General features: G+C 53.0%; 19 protein-coding genes. 15 read left to right on the top strand and 4 right to left on the bottom strand.

The features are described 5' to 3' along the window. Nucleotides 1–67: 67 nt before the first annotated feature. From GNX18_RS04385 to GNX18_RS04370, 4 genes are all read left to right on the top strand, one after another. Nucleotides 68–532 (top strand): hypothetical protein, encoded by a 465-nt coding sequence (locus GNX18_RS04385; RefSeq protein WP_166215626.1) that lies wholly within the window; start codon nucleotides 68–70, stop codon nucleotides 530–532. Nucleotides 533–805: 273 nt separating this feature from the next. Continuing rightward, a complete protein-coding gene (locus GNX18_RS04380; protein WP_166215624.1) occupies nucleotides 806–1,435 on the top strand; it encodes a DUF1349 domain-containing protein in 630 nt (209 codons plus the stop codon). A 1,247-nt stretch (nucleotides 1,436–2,682) separates the two neighbouring features. Beyond that, the gene (locus GNX18_RS04375) at nucleotides 2,683–3,057 is read left to right on the top strand and encodes a hypothetical protein (RefSeq protein ID WP_205828059.1); all 375 of its coding nucleotides are present in this window, start codon (nucleotides 2,683–2,685) and stop codon (nucleotides 3,055–3,057) included. A gap of 136 nt (nucleotides 3,058–3,193) precedes the next feature. Continuing rightward, a complete protein-coding gene (locus tag GNX18_RS04370; protein WP_166215621.1) occupies nucleotides 3,194–3,868 on the top strand; it encodes a class I SAM-dependent methyltransferase in 675 nt (224 codons plus the stop codon). Nucleotides 3,869–4,025: 157 nt separating this feature from the next. Here the strand turns inward: GNX18_RS04370 and GNX18_RS04365 are convergent, their stop codons facing one another. Next, nucleotides 4,026–4,796, bottom strand: a complete 771-nt coding sequence (locus GNX18_RS04365) for an NAD(P)H-dependent oxidoreductase (RefSeq protein WP_166215620.1) — start codon at nucleotides 4,794–4,796, stop codon at nucleotides 4,026–4,028. 85 nt (nucleotides 4,797–4,881) lie between these two features. On the opposite strand from GNX18_RS04365, the gene GNX18_RS04360 reads away from it, so the two are divergent. Both GNX18_RS04360 and GNX18_RS04355 read left to right on the top strand, forming a co-directional pair. After that, complete coding sequence (locus tag GNX18_RS04360; RefSeq protein ID WP_205828058.1) at nucleotides 4,882–5,850, top strand: LysR family transcriptional regulator; 969 nt, start codon at nucleotides 4,882–4,884, stop codon at nucleotides 5,848–5,850. A 196-nt stretch (nucleotides 5,851–6,046) separates the two neighbouring features. Continuing rightward, nucleotides 6,047–6,448 (top strand): PaaI family thioesterase, encoded by a 402-nt coding sequence (locus tag GNX18_RS04355; protein WP_166220354.1) that lies wholly within the window; start codon nucleotides 6,047–6,049, stop codon nucleotides 6,446–6,448. Between the two features lie 190 nt (nucleotides 6,449–6,638). On the opposite strand, the gene GNX18_RS04350 is transcribed toward GNX18_RS04355, so the two are convergent. Further along, on the bottom strand, nucleotides 6,639–7,097 hold the full coding sequence (locus GNX18_RS04350; RefSeq protein ID WP_138235488.1) for an ATPase: 459 nt from the start codon (nucleotides 7,095–7,097) through the stop codon (nucleotides 6,639–6,641). Nucleotides 7,098–7,358: 261 nt separating this feature from the next. Here GNX18_RS04350 and GNX18_RS04345 point away from each other — a divergent pair, with 261 nt between their 5' ends. Then, nucleotides 7,359–8,429: an exo-alpha-sialidase gene (locus tag GNX18_RS04345; RefSeq protein WP_138235487.1), complete on the top strand. Its 1,071-nt coding sequence runs from the start codon at nucleotides 7,359–7,361 to the stop codon at nucleotides 8,427–8,429. 20 nt (nucleotides 8,430–8,449) lie between these two features. Here the strand turns inward: GNX18_RS04345 and GNX18_RS04340 are convergent, their stop codons facing one another. After that, nucleotides 8,450–9,391 (bottom strand): alpha/beta hydrolase, encoded by a 942-nt coding sequence (locus GNX18_RS04340; RefSeq protein ID WP_166215618.1) that lies wholly within the window; start codon nucleotides 9,389–9,391, stop codon nucleotides 8,450–8,452. 226 nt (nucleotides 9,392–9,617) lie between these two features. Between GNX18_RS04340 and GNX18_RS04335 the strand changes: the two genes are divergently transcribed. The 8 genes from GNX18_RS04335 to GNX18_RS04300 all read left to right on the top strand — a co-directional run bounded on the left by GNX18_RS04335 (nucleotide 9,618) and on the right by GNX18_RS04300 (nucleotide 15,353). Continuing rightward, nucleotides 9,618–11,663 (top strand): PHB depolymerase family esterase, encoded by a 2,046-nt coding sequence (locus tag GNX18_RS04335; RefSeq protein WP_166215617.1) that lies wholly within the window; start codon nucleotides 9,618–9,620, stop codon nucleotides 11,661–11,663. A gap of 163 nt (nucleotides 11,664–11,826) precedes the next feature. Beyond that, on the top strand, nucleotides 11,827–12,027 hold the full coding sequence (locus GNX18_RS04330) for a hypothetical protein (RefSeq protein WP_138235484.1): 201 nt from the start codon (nucleotides 11,827–11,829) through the stop codon (nucleotides 12,025–12,027). A 20-nt stretch (nucleotides 12,028–12,047) separates the two neighbouring features. Further along, a complete protein-coding gene (locus tag GNX18_RS04325) occupies nucleotides 12,048–13,190 on the top strand; it encodes a saccharopine dehydrogenase family protein (RefSeq protein ID WP_138235483.1) in 1,143 nt (380 codons plus the stop codon). Nucleotides 13,191–13,192: 2 nt separating this feature from the next. Continuing rightward, nucleotides 13,193–13,666 (top strand): DUF2269 domain-containing protein, encoded by a 474-nt coding sequence (locus GNX18_RS04320; RefSeq protein ID WP_138235482.1) that lies wholly within the window; start codon nucleotides 13,193–13,195, stop codon nucleotides 13,664–13,666. Between the two features lie 8 nt (nucleotides 13,667–13,674). Beyond that, a complete protein-coding gene (locus tag GNX18_RS04315) occupies nucleotides 13,675–14,067 on the top strand; it encodes a DoxX-like family protein (RefSeq protein WP_138235481.1) in 393 nt (130 codons plus the stop codon). After that, nucleotides 14,064–14,411 carry a GFA family protein gene (locus GNX18_RS04310; RefSeq protein ID WP_138235480.1) on the top strand — a complete coding sequence of 116 codons (348 nt, stop codon included), beginning with the start codon at nucleotides 14,064–14,066 and terminating at the stop codon, nucleotides 14,409–14,411. The genes GNX18_RS04315 and GNX18_RS04310 overlap by 4 nt, the downstream gene beginning before the upstream one ends. 42 nt (nucleotides 14,412–14,453) lie before the next feature. Further along, nucleotides 14,454–14,897 carry a thioredoxin TrxC gene (trxC, locus tag GNX18_RS04305; RefSeq protein WP_138235479.1) on the top strand — a complete coding sequence of 148 codons (444 nt, stop codon included), beginning with the start codon at nucleotides 14,454–14,456 and terminating at the stop codon, nucleotides 14,895–14,897. A gap of 228 nt (nucleotides 14,898–15,125) precedes the next feature. After that, nucleotides 15,126–15,353, top strand: a complete 228-nt coding sequence (locus GNX18_RS04300) for a VOC family protein (RefSeq protein ID WP_205828055.1) — start codon at nucleotides 15,126–15,128, stop codon at nucleotides 15,351–15,353. A gap of 72 nt (nucleotides 15,354–15,425) precedes the next feature. Here the strand turns inward: GNX18_RS04300 and ltrA are convergent, their stop codons facing one another. Next, nucleotides 15,426–16,718, bottom strand: a complete 1,293-nt coding sequence (gene ltrA / locus GNX18_RS04295) for a group II intron reverse transcriptase/maturase (protein ID WP_166215615.1) — start codon at nucleotides 16,716–16,718, stop codon at nucleotides 15,426–15,428. Between the last annotated feature and the right edge of the window lie 161 nt (nucleotides 16,719–16,879).

The following is a 16,879-nucleotide window of genomic DNA, read 5'->3' as shown; positions in this document are numbered from 1 at the left end:
TTGGAATTATGACGTGTGAATTTTCTTTTCTAAAAATTTCGAAGGTAAAAACAAAGGAATGATTTAAATGCCAAGATATCGTTGCGACAAACATGACTTCGAATCAGATTACCTTTACCGCTGTGGAAACATAGCCAGCACGGTGGACTGGAAGCCAAAAAACGCGAGGTTAGCCCAGAGATACTATGAAATTCTAAGAGCTGATGACATGGAGCGAATTGCAGCTGAAATGAGTGAAAGCCTTATGACGCACTCATTAGAGTCATCGCAGGACAGCGGCTACATATCTACCGCATCATGCCCACACTGCTTATTCAGAACTAAAGACCCCGAAGTCCAGGAAATTATGGCCCGGTACAATTATCGTTTGTACATTTTTGAACTCCCTGTGAACGGGGGGCAGCGAGCGTACTCCATGGCCATGACTGGGGATACCGTTGGCGGGCACGAAACAGAACAGCTTGTAGTGTTATTTCCAGGTAAGTCCCTAATAGACTATTGGACGGGAGGCTATGTTGAGCCGGATGTTTAACGCTTCAAATTCGCCGCAGGGCTTGTAGTCTCCGGACAGCGAAGATGGCATAGTGTGGAATGAAAATTGTTGATACAAGTCAAGCCGCCGGGTTGAATTTTCCTCTGTGGCTTGAATTGTATGCGAGGAAACCTGCGCGTACGGCTCTCAGTGGGTCAGGAGCCGCTGACGGCACAGCTCCCATTTTTGCCCAAAACGCAAACAAGGTAAGCCATTCTCGCTGGTGACGTATGCGAATAAGCAGATTACGGTTAATTATAAAGAAGTTTAGCAATGGTAGATTTTACACTGGGAAAGTGGATTTTTAAGCCGAACGTTAGTGAAGTTACTCCTGAATCAGTTTCGATAACAACAGAACCCGGTACAGATTTTTGGCAGCGCTCCTACTATGGATTTCGCAATGACAATGCTCCCGCATTGCAGATAGAGTCAGGAGAAAACTTTACATTTACAACGAAAGTAAACTTTGACTACCAAGCGCAGTTTGATCAATGTGGGTTGATTATTTATCTGGACAGCGAAAACTGGTTCAAGGCTTCTATTGAGTATGAAAATAAAGAGTTTTCAAGACTAGGAAGCGTGGTCACGAATCTTGGTTACTCAGATTGGGCAACATCTGATATTACGCTGCCAAAAGAAATTTGGTATCGCTTGAGTCGCCGGGGTCCAGATTTCTTAATCGAATCGTCGTTTGATGGTGTTGTTTTCAAACAAATGCGCATATTCCACCTACACAGACTTGGTGAAACTACGGCAGAAATGGGTAAATGCAATCCACCTTTGCCGGCCAAAAATGTAGTGAGTTTTGGTGTTTATGCGTGTAGCCCCCTGAATTCATCGTTTACAGCGAAGTTTACAGAAATGAGTATGGAGCCTTGCTTGTGGTTGGCGCATGAGGTTTAAACTCACACAACCACCCTGACACATAGGGAGGGGGCGGCCTGCGCTTCAAGCCAGCCATACAGGTGTTATAACTTTTAAGGGGCCTTCGCATCAATTTAGAAGAAAAAATAGCCGCTTGGTTTGGAGTTTTTCTAGCCGGTCTTGTTGTAATTGGCCTGGCGATAAAAACTGGAGTTTCACATCAAATTAGCGATAACTTTGTAGCGACGCTTCGGAGAGATTATGGTCAATACGTAGTAGAAACCCAGCTAGATCCGGATAAAAATGATTATTATATCGTCGCCTCAGTCAGAGGTAATACTAGCAGATCTCGAATTCTTTCCGCCGTCGTCGACATTCGGTCATCAAATGATAATAAATCAGAAACTTTAGAAGCAGGAGATTCGCACTCTACTAATTGTCGAATAATCCGACATTGCAAAGACCAAGTATTGAAGGGTTTTTCCGTTCAAGAGAGCGGGATGTACAAAATTTACTTAAGTAAGATTACTACAGTTGATCAAGTTGAGATATTGAGTTTAAGACTACACTCCCATCATAATATTTTTTTTCAGGCTTTATTCATTCTGACAGGAATTACTTTGCTATTCTTGGGAAAATTCATGGTCCTTATCAATCTTGGAAAATTCGGCTATAACAAGTTGATACAGTGGGTCAAAAAAATTTTTGATTTTTTACCCCTCCGCACAAGGCGTTAACGGTATCGCATGGGACATCGAAAAGAGTTAAAAAATATAGCGGGCGCGATCATCAACTCCTTCATTAGTAGAAACAATGACATCGATGGCTACTGGGAGTTGGGAAAGCTATACAAAAGTTTTGGCGAAAACAAAGTAACACTGGACCTTATGTCGGAAACAATTCAACCTGGATCTTATGGATTTTCCCCGCTTCTTAAATTTTGGAATCTCAAGCTTCATCAACATCTAGAAAGCAGGAGAATCCCCAAACAGTGGGTTTACTCTGCAAAAATTAACATTCAGTTTAACTCTGAATTTATTTACAAGCTTCACCACTGGGGGAGCGCGCTCGGAAATCCATGTACTTGTGTCTGCGAGATTATTGCGGATAATGATCGACGCTATTCTGTTATAGCTGGGACAAACTGCAGGCCACATAATCCAGAAAAAGAAACAAGAAGCAACCGCCGATATCCGGCGTCCAGATAAAATCCTCAATAGCATTAACTTAATTGTTCAAGAGTGACAAAATGCCTGATTGAGCGCCATTGAGGGGTAGTTTATTTTATGTGCCAGAAAGAAATAAATATATACCAGGCTCCAAAATCCGAAATATCCACATCTATGACTACCTATCCGCTTGAGGCGCACAAACGCTTCAAGTGGGTAATGCTTGCATTCTTAGCGAACGCTATATTCGCAGCATTAACGATTTTTTCCAAAGATATACTTCCCATTACTGCGACCTATTATCTAGCTCTATTTTGGACTGCAACAACTATTATTTATGCGTTTATGTGCGGCATGTTTTTCTGGTTGTTTGGCAAAACCAAATGTCTTTGGGGTATTGCAATACTCGTAACTCAGCCTGTCGGCATTATCGGTAGCTTCGGCTGGTTATTGTATAGAGGTATAAAGAATGGCTGGTACAAAAATGCATGAGGAGCAGCAGTTGTCACCCCTTCAAGTTTGAGACGACCTTTTCACTGCTTCGTAGCTCCGCCCCCCAACGATGGGTGTTATACGCAAGAGTTACCCATGAACAGTCAACACCCTCCTAATCCCGAGGTTTTTCTGAATGAGCCAGAGTTCTGATCAATCAGCCGATATAGCACAAAGCTGGGTCTTGAACGCCGATGCATGGACAGCCGCTGTACGTGGTGGCGGTATCGAAAGCCGCCGACTCGTGACCGATCGCGCCATGGTCGAGGCCGTTCTCGCTCAACAACCGAAGCGAGTGTTGGACTTGGGTTGTGGTGAAGGTTGGCTAATCCGGGCTCTTGCGAAGCACGGCGTTAACGGCGTAGGCATAGATGGCTCACCTAACTTAATTGAAGCGGCTCAGTCGTCTGGAGGCGGTATCTTTCACGTCTACACATATGCAGATTTGGTTGATGGGGCCAGCGATATAGGCAGCGGTTTCGATGTTGTCTCCGCTAACTTCGCGATACTTCATGAAGAGATTGCTGCGTTGTTGCGAGCCGTCAGGCAACTACTCGTTCCAGGCGGAAAATTAGTGATCCAGACGGTACACCCGTGGTCGGTAGGTGGCGATTATTTTGACGGTTGGCGTGAAGAGGATTTTCGAAACTTTGAGGGTGTGTGGCAACCGATGCCCTGGTACTTCCGCACCCTCAGCTCGTGGGTGAAATTATTGCGTGCGTGCGGGTACGCCATCATTGACTTGGCGGAACCCAGCCATCCGGATACAAAGTTGCCGATGTCGTTACTGGTCGTCGCGGAGACAAGATAAGCCAACGGATGGAAAAACATGGTCAGCACCCAATTAATCGCGCAGGCACCTCAAAAAATCGTCATTCCCACAAAGACGGGAATCCGGAAACCCCGTGGCTACTGGACCCCCGCCTTCGCGGGGGTGACGAGACATGAATTTTTAGAGGCGCCCAAGCTTAGTTGTCGATATGGACCGCGATCCCTGCCTCCCCTTCCGCGATATGGTCAGCAAGGATGTTTCCCTGGTACTGCCCGCTGTTCTGGCGTCGAAACGGAATGGGCGACTCGTCAAAAATATGTTTGAGACGTTCGCACCAGGCGGTCAACTCTTTATCTACCGTAGCTTCTGTCAAATTGCCGGTTCCGAAGACGGCATGGGTCGGCAATACATCCATGCCGGGAAAGAACAGTGCGCCGTGGGTGATGGGAAACAACAATTCTTCCAGCGGACCGTTAATGCCGCGGGGTGAGTAGTCGGTGGCCGGGCCGCCCACCATTACCGACAGTAACGCGCGCTTGCCTTTGAGGATGCCATCTCCATAGCGGTAGCGATTGCCCTCGTTTTTGTATCCGTAGGCGAAGCCATAGGCATAAACGCGGTCTATCCAGCCCTTGAGAATGGCGGGCATACCAAACCACCACAGCGGAAATTGCAGTATGACGGCATCGGCTGCGAGCAGCTTGGCCTGTTCTGCGGGGACGTCCTCGGTTTGCTGATTTGTGGTGTATGCGTGTCCCGACTCCTGAACATAGGCTAACCGATCGCGGTTTACCCGGTTGGGGAAGTCGTGCTCGTCAAATGTGGCTTTCCAGCCCATGCCGTATAGGTCGCTCTGCAATACGGTATGGCCCTGCCCTGCAAAAACCTGTTCAGTAACAGCAACAAACTGGCGGGTTAGCGAGGTTGGCTCCGGGTGTGCATACACTATCAATACGGTTTTGGACATTATTTCATCCTCATGTAAGCCCTGCCTGGTAGGGCATTCCGGTGTGTTCGATACAGTTGCTAGTGTGTGCTGGAACAAGCTATCCATGAAATTTGATGTTTTATGCCCTACTATCCAGCAAATGAATACCAAGCGACTCGATCTCAATCTGCTGGCGACACTGGAGGCATTGCTGGAGGAGCAGAATGTCACTAGGGCAGCTGAGCGTCTGCATCTCAGCCAACCCGCCGTCAGCGCCCAGCTGAACCGCCTGCGGGACATGTTCAATGACCCGCTGTTGATCCCAGCCCAGCGCGGGATGACGCCCACCACCATGGCTCTGGAGCTGCTCACTCCGCTGCGCCTGGCGCTGGACCAGGTGCGGGATACGGTGACAACGCACCAACATTTTGATCCGTTATCGGCAAATCTGTCCGTCACACTGGCGTGCACCGACTACCTTCAAACCGTTATCGGCTTGTCGCTTATTCAGACATTAAGACAGCAGGCTCCCGGTATCCGGATTGCTATACGCAATCTGGAACCGCAGCGGCTGGAAACGCAGATGGTGCGAGGTGAGGTGGATCTTGCGCTAATGACACCGGACGAGGCGCCCCCTCTCCTGCGCACCAGGCACTTATACGATGAGCACTATGTGCTGGTCGGCCGAAAGGACCACCCGCAACTCACTGACAACATGCCCCTTGAAGACTATGCGCTGCTCGAGCATGCGGTGGTTTCGCTAAGTGGTGGTAACTTTTCCACACCGGTGGATCAGGCTCTCCAGGCACTGGGCTTAACACGCAACGTGGTACTGTCCGCACCATCATTCCTGTTTATTCCGGAAATTGTTACGCACTCAAATCTGGTGGCACTGGTGTCGTGGCGATTGGTTGTAAATCGGACCGACCTGAAAATAGTCAAATCCCCCATCGTCGCGACGGGATTTCCGGTAGGCATGGTGTGGCATGAGCGCAATCACGGGCACGGCGCTCATCGTTGGGTTCGCGAACAAATAGGAAATGTTCTCGCGGATGGAGTGTCAGAAACTTTGGGAATATATTCCTCCGAATAGCACTTAAAAAAACACAATTATGGGACGTCAGTCCCATTGCGCCCCCATTGGTGTTAATTGCCTTTAGCCTTATGACTCTATCAAATGAACATTGAACCCGAATTTGCGAGATAGGCAGCTAAATTGTTAGCAACAAGCGTGTGATCAGGGCGCTAAATTTCCGGAATACTGAAGAAGGAGCTGAAAATTGAGCGATATGTTAGAAAAAGGGAAAGAAATTTTGTCACAGCAATCTTTCAGCTTACTTTTAGGAGCAAAGTTGGAAGCATTTGAAACCGGATCTGCTGAATTGAGCCTCGAAATTCGAGATGATCTCAAGCAAAACAATGGCTTTGCGCATGGTGGTGTCGTTAGTTATTTAGCTGACAACTGTATTACTTTTGCCGGAGCGTCAGTGTTAGGAAAATGTGTCACCTCAGAGTACAAAGTAAACTATGTTCGACCAGCAATCGGAGATAAATTGATCGCCAGGTCAACAGTCTTATATTCAGGAAAACGCCAATCCACATGTGAATGTAAGGTATACGCCCAAGCAGATGGTGAGGAAAAACTGGTTGCGGTTTCTCTCGGAACAATAACCAAAATTGACGCATCGTAATCTAACCAAGCTCCTCACCGGACGGCCAACGCTCAGCACCTTTGTGGCGGTCTCCGGTGAATGCGGCCTCAATCGTAATTTCCAGCGGCCATTGATTTAAACCTCTCCGATCCGCCTGGAATATAGTGAAACGCATCCCTGTGCGCGATTTCATCTAAATTCCTGTGCCAATACTACTGGCAGTAGCGAATCACATATCCCGCATCCGGTTCACGCCTTGCACCATCTGTTTGATCTGCTGTTCTTCCAGCGACTTCAGCTCTTCCATTAGCTCTCGAGTCTCCTCAATGTCGGCTCTGCCGTACAGGTAGCGGTAGAGTTCGATCACCTGGTCGTGCTGGTTGCTGACGACACTCATGATTTCATCGGGTTCAAGATCCTGGAAAGGCGCGTCGCAGTGCACGCTGTGCAATATGGGGTGCTTGTCCATATAGTCGTAGCACCAGGTATTCAGCGCCCGGGTTTCGGCGGTGTCGACGAAGCCGTCGACGGTCTCCGTGAGTTCCTTCTCGTGCCGCGCCAGGTATGCGAGCAGCATCTGGGAGCGTGCATTCTCATTCTTGCCCGCACAGTGTTGCAGGCAGGCGGCTAAGTTTTTGTGGAACTCACGGGTCCACACCAACACATCCCTCAGGGTCTCGACTTGCACGTTCAGCCTCCGCAGATAAAAGAAATTGGCGCTACCACTATAGCGAAGTGGTTTCGCCCGCCGCCTGACCATCCTCAAAGCGTAGCAAGCGCCCGGGCCAGCCTGTTTGCGGCGGTCATTATTTCAGGCATGTATTTCCACATAAATTCTTGTCTTGTGTAGAATCAACGGCTGACAGCGGACGTATTCAAGAACGGGGCGATCCTAGTTTTGAATTTCCACCTGTTGTTAGCCGTGAATTACGTTTTACCGGGGATTACGATGAAGCAGTGGGTGCTGGCAGTGGTATTGCTGTGTGCCGGTTGTGTGACGACGACCGATCGCAATGTTCAAAATGAGGCGGTCGTCAGCCGCAGCTGGATCAATGCCGATGCGGGCTATCCGCAGAGCCACGCTTCCACACTGGTGCAAACCGAAAGTGGTGCGCTGCTGGCGGCCTGGTTTGGCGGTACCCACGAGCGCCACTATGACGTGGCGATTTATGTGGCCCGCTGGGTCGATGGCGAGTGGCTACCGGCAATGAAGGTCGCCACGGGCCGCGACAGTGCCGGTAACGCGATGCCGACCTGGAACCCGGTATTGTTCCAGTCACCCGGCCAGCCACTCACGCTGTTTTACAAGGTGGGCCCCAATCCCCGCGAGTGGTGGGGCATGATGACGCAGTCTGTGGATGATGGCGTAACCTGGAGCCGCCCTGCCCGGCTGCCCGATGGTGTTATCGGCCCGGTGAAAAACAAGCCGATCACCACCGGTATGGGCGCCTGGCTGGCGCCGTCGAGTACCGAGGACAACGGGCAGTGGCGTTTGCATTTTGAGCAGTCGAAAGACCAGGGCCAGAGCTGGACGCGGACCCCGGAGGTGGACCCGGGCCCGGGGCTGGACGCGATCCAGCCGAGTATTCTCACCTACGCGGATGGGCGCCTGCAGGCGCTGGCGCGTACCAAACAGGGAGTGATGGCCAGCACCTGGTCTTACGACAGGGGCCGGAGCTGGACGCCCTTGGCCGCGATTGATCTACCCAACCCGAATTCCGGCACCGATGCGGTAACCCTGGCCAGTGGCCTGCAACTGCTGGTGTACAACCACGCGGCTCACGCGCCCAACACGCCCGGAAAAGGCCCGCGCTATCCAATGAATATCGCCCTGTCTCAGGATGGTGAACGCTGGTATCCGGTACTGACGCTGGAGGCGGAACCGATCAAGGAGGGCTACGGGTATCCGGCGGTGATCCAGACCGATGACGGCCTGGTACATATCTCGTATACCGTCGGACGCAAACGCATTCGCCATGTGGTGGTCGACCCCACCAAATTGACAATGAATCAACAGTAGCGCCCTGCCCGCTTCACTTCTCAGGCATCCTTGTCCAATTTGCGCAGGAAGACTTCAATGATATCCACCGACTGGCTAACGTAGGGTTCAAACAGCCAGTAGGTGTGAATCACTTCGGGAAATTCGTAGTACTGATAGGGAATATCGAATCCCTTGAGTGTCTCTCCGACCTGCTTGTGTCCGAGGGTAAATCTCGGCTGGCCGCTGCTGATGACGAGGGTGGCCGGCGAGGTTTTGGAGAGGTGCGATGTTGGCGCTGCCTGGCGCCACAGTTCAGGCGACTGCTCCCTGTCGCTGCCGAGCCACGCCTGCAGGGGTGATTCCGGATTGGGACGCTCGTGGTCGAGGTTGAGTACGCCGTCGAGGTCGATCAGGGCATTGACGCGCACATCGCTCTTGCCAAACAGCTGTGATGGCCCCGCGTAGGCCAGCAGCGATGCCATATACCCACCGGAAGAGCCTCCCAGCACGGCGATCCTGTCGGTAACGATGCCGTAGTCACTGGCATTCTGATTAAGCCACTGCAGTACATCGTTCACGTCTTCCATGGCCGCCGGATACGGCGCCTCCAGTGACAGGCGGAATTCCGGCAGCACCAGAGTGTAACCGCGCTGGGCGAGCCGGTTTGCCAACGCATACATGTGCGAACGCTGGCCGGAACGCCAGCCACCGCCGTGAATCATCACGATGGTCTGCTGGTTACTGGTTTCCGGCGCGGGCATGAACACATCCAGGTGCAGCTCGCGCTGGTCGACCTGCTTGTAGCGGCGATCGAAAAATACCTGCTGGCCAGCGGTAAAGGTCAATGCGGGCCATTTCAAGGAAGAATCTTGTTTTTTGTAGCGGTAATAGCGCTCTGACGGGGTGTAAGAATCGTCTACCGGTATCGTATTGAGGCTGAGGCTGGGCTGTGCGGTAACAAGCAGAAACAGCGCGATCGACGCGCGAAAAACGGGTGACATCAAAACGGCCTTAATTTCTCGGGTTATTGCTTTGCTAATGCGACATGTCGCACATACCGGAGCAGTAGAACATCTCTGCGCCCTGCTCTACAACCTTGGTCTAGTAGCCGCCGCTCCACCCGCGCATAAGCTGGGAGGGCAAACGTCCTCTGTGCGGTCTGCTCTCGGCCGTGCGCGCAAATCGTTTGTGCAGTCAAACATAATTCGAATAATGAAGGTACTAGCGATGAACGATAATCAACCGCCCTACAGGGGCGTCCTTACCCTATTCCTGTGTTTTCTCTCCGGGCTCTTTGCCACGGCTGCCAGCGCAGGCAGCTGGCAGCAGAGCCAGTCCATCGGCGGTTTTAATTCTGTGCATGTGTATACGCCGGATTCGGTGTCGCCTATCGGTAATGGCAAGGCATTGCTGATTGTGCTGCACGGCTGCGTGCAGCCCACCAGCAATTTCCTCACGGCAAAACTGGAGGTGGCGGCGGAGCAGTACGGCATGGTGATCGCGGTGCCGGATGCCATGAACAAGGCAGGCTACAGCTGCTGGTCTTACTGGCAGGGCACCAAGTCGCGCACGGCGGGCGACTATAAGAATCTGATCACACTCGCCAATACCATGAGCGGCGACGCCAGCCGCAATATCGACCCGGACCAGGTGTATATCGCCGGCCTGTCTTCCGGGGCATCTTTCGCCAATACCACCGCTTGTCTGGCACCGGATGTATTTGCGGGTATGGGCATCAGCGCGGGCCCGAGTATCGGTACCAGCTCCAACGGCGCTCTCGGTCCCTGTGAAACAGCGGATGTGGCCGCGCGCTGCAACAGCTATGCAGGTAGTTACAAGAGCCATTTCTCCACCCAGATCGCCTCCATTGCCCACGGCGACGCGGATACCACGGTGAACCTCTGCTACAACGAGCAGAATGCCAACGGCATGGCCGGGGTGTACGGCGTCAGCAAGCTGACCGGCACCAATACTATCAGCGAGGGCAGCAGCCGCACCGCGGAGGAAACCCTGTGGGAGGATGGCCGAGTTTCCATGCTGTGGCTGAACGACGTTCCCCACGCCTGGTCCGGCGGCGAAGGTGCCTCCGGCGGTTATATCTCGGCCAACAGCATCAACTACGCCTCCTACCTTGGCCAGTACTTTGCCGCCAACAACAAGCGCGTCGACCGCAATACCGGCCCGGCAGTCTCGAACCTTGCGGCCAGTGAGAACAGCGGCCTGCTGAGCATCAGCGGCAATGCGGTGGATGCCGAGGGCAGCGTGGCCGCTGTGGTCATCACCATCAGCAATCTGGATGGCGGCGCTCCGGTGGTGGTGGAAACGTTGAACGTCTCGTCGGTCGATTCCGCCGGGTACTTCAGCGCAACCAGTTCTGCTCTGGCCGATGGCCTTTACGAAGTGCGCGCTGTGGCTACAGACAACGAAGGTACAGACGGCGATGCCGCCAGCGTTACCACCCGCGTGGGACCGGAACCGGCAGCGAGCGCACCGGTGTTGAGCAATACCGCTGCCAACGTCAATGGCCAGTGCGCCACGGTGACCGGCACGGTGGTGGACGCAAACCAGAACCTGGCCTCCGTGGTAGTGGCGTTTGCCAATGGCTCTGTGAGCGCAAATGTGGCGGGCAACAGCTATTCCGCGCAGGGTTGTAACCTGCCCGGCGGAGCCAATACAGCAACGGTCACGGCCACCGACACCACTCAGCTCGCCAGCCAGGCTAGCGTCAACTTCACCATCGACGCCGGCCAGACCGGCGACTACAACTTCCATATCGGTGCCGGTCATATCACCTGGGGCGTGGGTTATTCCGCCTGTTACCTAGCTTTCGGTACCAGCCAGTTCACCATGCACGAGTACCCATCCGGCAGCGATTGCCAGTGGATTGCCGACGGCAACAGCAGTTGTGCCGGCCCCGTGCAGGCCTGTTCTTCTGGTAGCGGGAGTGGCGGCGGCGAACCGGCCACAGACACCGATGGCGACGGCGTGGAAGACGCGCAGGATAACTGCCCCAACACCGCCAACGCCGGCCAGGAGGACGACGATGGCGATGGCATCGGCAACGCCTGCGACAGTACTCCGGACGGCGATATAACCTGCACCGAGTTCACTGCCAGCAACTACAACCACGTGCAGGCTGGCCGCGCCACGACCACGGGCGGCTATGCCTATGCCGCCGGCTCCGGCGACAATCTCGGTCTCTACAACCTCTTTGTGACCACCACGCTGGCGGAGACAGCGGCTGGTTACTATGTGCTAGGCAGCTGCCCCTGACCCTGCGTAACGTCCTTGATGCAAGTGCAGTAAAGCGAAATCGGCCGTAAAATGTTGACCAGGCCCAGTCTTCACCATGTGCGGAGGCTGGGCTGGCAAAACATAAACCGATCATGCAGCACGGTTGTTTTCGCACCGTCGCCACTGCCATCGAGGACACACAATGCTCAAATTCCTGCTCTGGCTCATTCTGTTCGTTCTCTGCTGGCCACTCGCCCTGCTCGCCCTCCTGCTCTGGCCTCTCGTCTGGTTGATCTCGTTGCCATTCCGTCTCATCGGCATCACCTTCGAAGCCCTGTTCGCCTTCCTGCGCGCACTGCTCATGCTGCCAGCGCGGATGTTGGGCCATAAACCAGCACAGTAGGTAAGGAATACTCTTCGCCCATGACCATTAACAAACGCAATGAGGTACGCAGGATTCTGGTTCTCGGCGGTTATGGAAACTTCGGAAAACGTATTGTCGAAAGTCTGTCTGCTCTCAAGGGTATTACCCTTCTTATAGCCGGGCGAGATGCAGCAAAAGCAGACAAGCTGCGTCAACAGTTGGGTTCAAATAGCGCCAGAGCGGCACTAGAGACAGCCTTGGTGGACATCAATGATTCCGCGTTGACCCGACGGATCCAGTCCCTGGCACCGGATCTGGTAATACACACCAGCGGTCCATTTCAAGGGCAAAACTATCGAGTACCCGAAGCCTGTATCGCAGCTGGCTGCCACTATATTGACTTAGCCGATGACCGCCGCTTTGTTTGCGATATCACCTCGTTTGATGCCCGGGCGAAAGCCCTGGGACTTTTGGTTGTATCCGGAGCAAGCTCTGTACCTGGGCTCTCATCCACAGTCATAGATCGTTTCGCTGATGAATTCTCTGAGCTTGAAGAAGTTGATTTCGCGATCGCACCGGGTAATCAGGCCGAGCGCGGTGCGGCTACTGTGCGTGGCATTCTGTCATATACAGGCCGTCCATTTTTCGCGTTTCATAAGGGAAAATGGGTGAGTATTTATGGCTGGATGAACCCAAGGAAGCTGGACTTCGGCGGAACAATTGGCAAGAGATGGCTTGCAAATATTGATATTCCGGACCTTGAGCTCTTCCCACAACGCTACAATGGCGTCAGTTCTATCAGATTCCAGGCAGGTCTTGAATTACCCATTTTGCACTTCGGCATGGTCGCAATGGCATCTCTGGCTAGAGTTGGGATCGTGAGAAACTGGGCTTCGCTGACTTCGCCCATTGTCCGAGCAAGTGAACTTTTCATACGGTTTGGCACTGATATCGGCGGCATGCAGATAAATCTATCTGGCTTGGATAAAAATCAGCAACGCAAGCGCATTAAATGGACACTGTGCGCCGAGAATGGTGTGGGGCCTTATATCCCAACGATTTCTGCAATTATTCTCGCCAAGAAGCTGATTTCTGGCGATATTGAGGTGAGAGGAGCCACGCCTTGCCTAGGACTATATTCACTGGACGAATTTGATCAGGAGGCTTCACCACTCGGTATTTTTCATCAGGTAGAAAGATAACTTTGGAACATTATTTTCTCCTTAAATTGATACATATCCTGAGCGCTGTTGTCGTTGCGGGCACAGGAACGGGGATTGCATTTTTCATGTTTATGGCAAATCGGTCATCGAATATTGCCGCGATTGCCACCACGGCGCGACATGTCGTGCTGGCAGACTGGCTATTCACGGCGCCCGCAGTGTTAAGCCAGTTCGTAACCGGCGTACTTCTCATGCATAAACTCGGATATTCATTTTCTTCCACTTGGTTTCAGTCCGTCATTGCACTTTTCCTTTTCGTTGGGATCTGCTGGATACCGGTGGTCGTGATTCAATACCGGTTGAAATCGCTGGCTGAGGACTCGTTGGCTTCGGGTGTACTGAATCCGAACTTCAAGAAACTGATGCGATACTGGGTTGCACTTGGTGTTCCGGCATTCGCGTCGATACTGGTAATTTTCTGGTTAATGGTTTTTAAACCATTTCCCGTTGTATAGGTGCCTTTTTGCATTCCAACAACTACTTTTCGGCAAGACTCAGCCTCAGCTTCCTCTGGTTGGCTACGGCCCTTACGTCAGCTTTCTTCGCCAGAAATATCGGCTATGAAGTGTTGGCACACGGCGGAATTCATGGGAGCCTGGCCAGTATCTGTATATGGTCTGGCAGCGCACTGGATTTCTTGATTGGCGCTTGGCTACTCTCTGGAAGACAACTAAAGCTGTGCTATCTCATTCAGATTGCAGTAATCGTCACCTATACGCTTCTTCTGACCTTGATCAAGCCCGATTTCTGGCTCCACCCGTTCGGGCCATTGACGAAAAACATTCCCTTGCTGGTGATGATTTTCTACCTGTACCAAAATGACAGCCATTACCTCAACGACGGGCAACCTAAATGAAACCATTCGGCAGCTGCCACTGCGGCAATATCCCCCTGGAGGTCGCCAGACTCCCGACGGAAGTTACCAGCTGCAACTGCTCCCTGTGCCGGAGATATGCGGGGCTGTGGGCCTACTATGAGCCAAGTGAGGTCAACATCCATTACCAGAACCCTGTGAAAAGCTTTTATATCTGGGGTGACCGGGATATCGAGCACCATCGCTGCCACAGCTGCGGGTGTTTGACGCACCACATCACCACCGATAAATGCCCAGTGAAACGCATTGCGGTGAATGCGCGCATGGCGGCCCCGGAATTGCTGAAGAACTTGAAAATCAGGCAGGTGGATGGCGCATCCTTCTAGGCTGGTTCACAATTCCACTCTGCCCGCTTAAGGAATTTTTGTATGTCCGACGCACAACTCACCCAGATTGTCTGCCCCTCCTGCACTACTCCGAACCGTGTACCTCACCAGCGTTTGGGCGACCGCCCGCTGTGCGGAAAATGCCGCACTCCCTTGATCAGCGGCCATCCGATCAATGCCACAGACGCTAATTTCCGCCGCTTTATCGACAAGAGCGACCTGCCTGTGGTGGTGGATTTCTGGGCAACCTGGTGCGGTCCCTGCCAGCAGTTCGCGCCAGTGTTCAGTCAGGTTGCCGGGGAGATGGCGAACCAAGCAGTATTCGTGAAACTGGACACAGAGGCCAACCAGCAGACGGCGGGCGCTTTTCAGATCCGCTCTATTCCGACACTGATGGTGTTTCACCGGGGTCGAGAGATTGCGCGCCTGTCTGGCGCTCTGCCCAAACCACAGTTCGTGCAATGGCTGGCCCAGCAATTGCCGTAACGCCATCGCCAGTTTCATTTCGCCCTGCGGTTTTTGGGCACGTCACAGTTACAAAGTGGTAATCCGGTTGTGCTAAATCTATGGGGCTGCTCTAAAAATTCATCTCTCGTCTCCCCCGCGAACGCGGGGGTCCAGTAACTGCTGGGTTTCTGGATTCCCGCCTGCGCGGGAATGACGATTTTTAGAGATTCCCTATAGTCTTAATTTACTTCAGAACAGGAGAATAAGATGGCAACACCAGCAAAGAACACGGTATGCCTTTGGTACGATGGTGACGCCGAAGAGGCCGCGCGTTTTTATGCCGATGTATTTCCCGATTCCTCCGTTAACGCTGTTCACCGGTCACCAGGCGATTTTCCATCCGGCAAGGAAGGCGACGTGCTTACGGTAGAGTTCACGATAATGGGTATTTCCTGCCTTGGCCTGAATGGCGGGCCCGCATTCACGGTCAGGTAGACGGCAATGTCACCATCACCGCCCCCCACAGATCCGGACGTGCGCGATTAACGCATCCGGCTCCTCAACCCATCACATTCGCAGGTTAATGGTTATTAAACGCGCCGCAGGAAGATGGTATCGCAGCAACAGACGCTCTACCGCTTTCCAGTTCAGCCGATGGCGCTGTGAACGCCTCCGCAGCCACTTTACCCAAGTGTTCCTGACAACATACAAGAAACGCTTGAGGGCCTGACTGTTACCTCGTATACCAAAATACGCATAGTGACCTCTGATCTTTCGACAGAGGGCCGCATGGTATTCTGGCAGGGCCAGGTGACGGTTCTCGCTGCACCAGTTGCCGATGGCCCGGATACTGCGCGCAAACCGGGATTTCATGGTTTTACGGCAGATACTCCAGCCTCCGCGCTGACTCCGCTTCCAGTAATGCGTAAAGCCTAGAAAGTCGATACTGACATTCTCTTGTGGCTTGAATCTGGTAACACGGGTCTTTTCCGGGTGCAGGGCCAAGCCATGGCGGTGGAACCGCTTTGGCAATACGGCCATGACCCGATCAGCGTCCTCGGCATTCTTCATCAACAGAACCGCGTCATCCGCAAATCGTATCAGACTTGCGCTGCTGATGAGACGGGGCTTCACCTCTTGCTCAAACCACTGGTCCAGCACATGGTGCAGGTACACATTGGCTAGCATTGGGGAGATAACTCCGCCTTGCGGCGTGCCCTGTTCCGGGTAGTGGATGCTTCCCGCTTCCATAACTCCGGCGTTTAACCATTTGTTGATCAGGCGCAGTAATACGCCGTCTCCTACCCGCTGCTGGAGGAATACCCTCAGCTGGTGTTTGTCCAGAGTGTCGAAGAAACTCTGGATGTCCATCTCGATGACGTAGCCTCCACCCGACTCAGACAGTTGCTGTCGCAACTGCTCCAGTGCCTTATGCGGACTTTTGCCCGGTCGGTAGCCAAAGGAGTATGGGTGGAAGATCGGCTCATAGAGCTTTTCCAGGATTCTGACCACGGCTCGCTGCAATACTTTGTCTTCAAAGGTGGGGATGCCGATCGGACGCTTGCCATTGCCTTTCGGCACGTAGCTGCGCCTGACCGGCGGGGCTTTATAGCTGCCTTCTTTGACTCGGGCTAAAAGACTCTCGAGATGCTCATCTAGCCGCTGCCCGTAGTCGGCTGCCGTCTGCCCGTCCACCCCTGCCGCACCATCCTTGCGAGTCTGGTGGAAGGCTGCTCGCAACAGGTCTTGGGTCAGGTACTGGTTCAGGTTGGTAAAGCACCGCTGTGGATGTTCCTGACCCAGCGTCGCTAACCTCAGGAGTGCAGTGGACATGCTGTTCGCGCTCTGCGTCTGCGACATGTTTCCCTCCTGAGGACATGATGGGTTGGCTTTCCCTTCCCTCCACTGGCTCCCGGCGGATGTCGGTTCGCCCGCTTCAACGGTACTATGGAAAGCTCCGATTTCTGCTTTATCTTCTCGCGGACGTCCTTTTTATCGTTCGGCCGCGGTACCTTGGTTTG

Origin of the sequence: Microbulbifer sp. SH-1 (assembly GCF_011326135.1) — a bacterium.
Lineage (GTDB): Bacteria > Pseudomonadota > Gammaproteobacteria > Pseudomonadales > Cellvibrionaceae > Microbulbifer > Microbulbifer harenosus.
The sequence above is the reverse complement of the archived record's forward strand: the minus strand, read 5'-3'. Positions and strand labels throughout refer to the sequence as shown.

Bases quoted from the DNA above. Each gene is read 5' to 3' on its own strand.
- GNX18_RS04385 (WP_166215626.1), top strand. From the start codon at position 68: ATGCCAAGATATCGTTGCGACAAACATGACTTCGAATCAGATTACCTT.
- GNX18_RS04380 (WP_166215624.1), top strand. From the start codon at position 806: ATGGTAGATTTTACACTGGGAAAGTGGATTTTTAAGCCGAACGTTAGT.
- GNX18_RS04375 (WP_205828059.1), top strand. From the start codon at position 2,683: ATGTGCCAGAAAGAAATAAATATATACCAGGCTCCAAAATCCGAAATA.
- GNX18_RS04370 (WP_166215621.1), top strand. From the start codon at position 3,194: ATGAGCCAGAGTTCTGATCAATCAGCCGATATAGCACAAAGCTGGGTC.
- GNX18_RS04365 (WP_166215620.1), bottom strand. From the start codon at position 4,796: ATGTCCAAAACCGTATTGATAGTGTATGCACACCCGGAGCCAACCTCG.
- GNX18_RS04360 (WP_205828058.1), top strand. From the start codon at position 4,882: ATGAAATTTGATGTTTTATGCCCTACTATCCAGCAAATGAATACCAAG.
- GNX18_RS04355 (WP_166220354.1), top strand. From the start codon at position 6,047: ATGTTAGAAAAAGGGAAAGAAATTTTGTCACAGCAATCTTTCAGCTTA.
- GNX18_RS04345 (WP_138235487.1), top strand. From the start codon at position 7,359: ATGAAGCAGTGGGTGCTGGCAGTGGTATTGCTGTGTGCCGGTTGTGTG.
- GNX18_RS04340 (WP_166215618.1), bottom strand. From the start codon at position 9,391: ATGTCACCCGTTTTTCGCGCGTCGATCGCGCTGTTTCTGCTTGTTACC.
- GNX18_RS04335 (WP_166215617.1), top strand. From the start codon at position 9,618: ATGAACGATAATCAACCGCCCTACAGGGGCGTCCTTACCCTATTCCTG.
- GNX18_RS04330 (WP_138235484.1), top strand. From the start codon at position 11,827: ATGCTCAAATTCCTGCTCTGGCTCATTCTGTTCGTTCTCTGCTGGCCA.
- GNX18_RS04325 (WP_138235483.1), top strand. From the start codon at position 12,048: ATGACCATTAACAAACGCAATGAGGTACGCAGGATTCTGGTTCTCGGC.
- GNX18_RS04310 (WP_138235480.1), top strand. From the start codon at position 14,064: ATGAAACCATTCGGCAGCTGCCACTGCGGCAATATCCCCCTGGAGGTC.
- trxC (WP_138235479.1), top strand. From the start codon at position 14,454: ATGTCCGACGCACAACTCACCCAGATTGTCTGCCCCTCCTGCACTACT.
- GNX18_RS04300 (WP_205828055.1), top strand. From the start codon at position 15,126: ATGGCAACACCAGCAAAGAACACGGTATGCCTTTGGTACGATGGTGAC.
- ltrA (WP_166215615.1), bottom strand. From the start codon at position 16,718: ATGTCGCAGACGCAGAGCGCGAACAGCATGTCCACTGCACTCCTGAGG.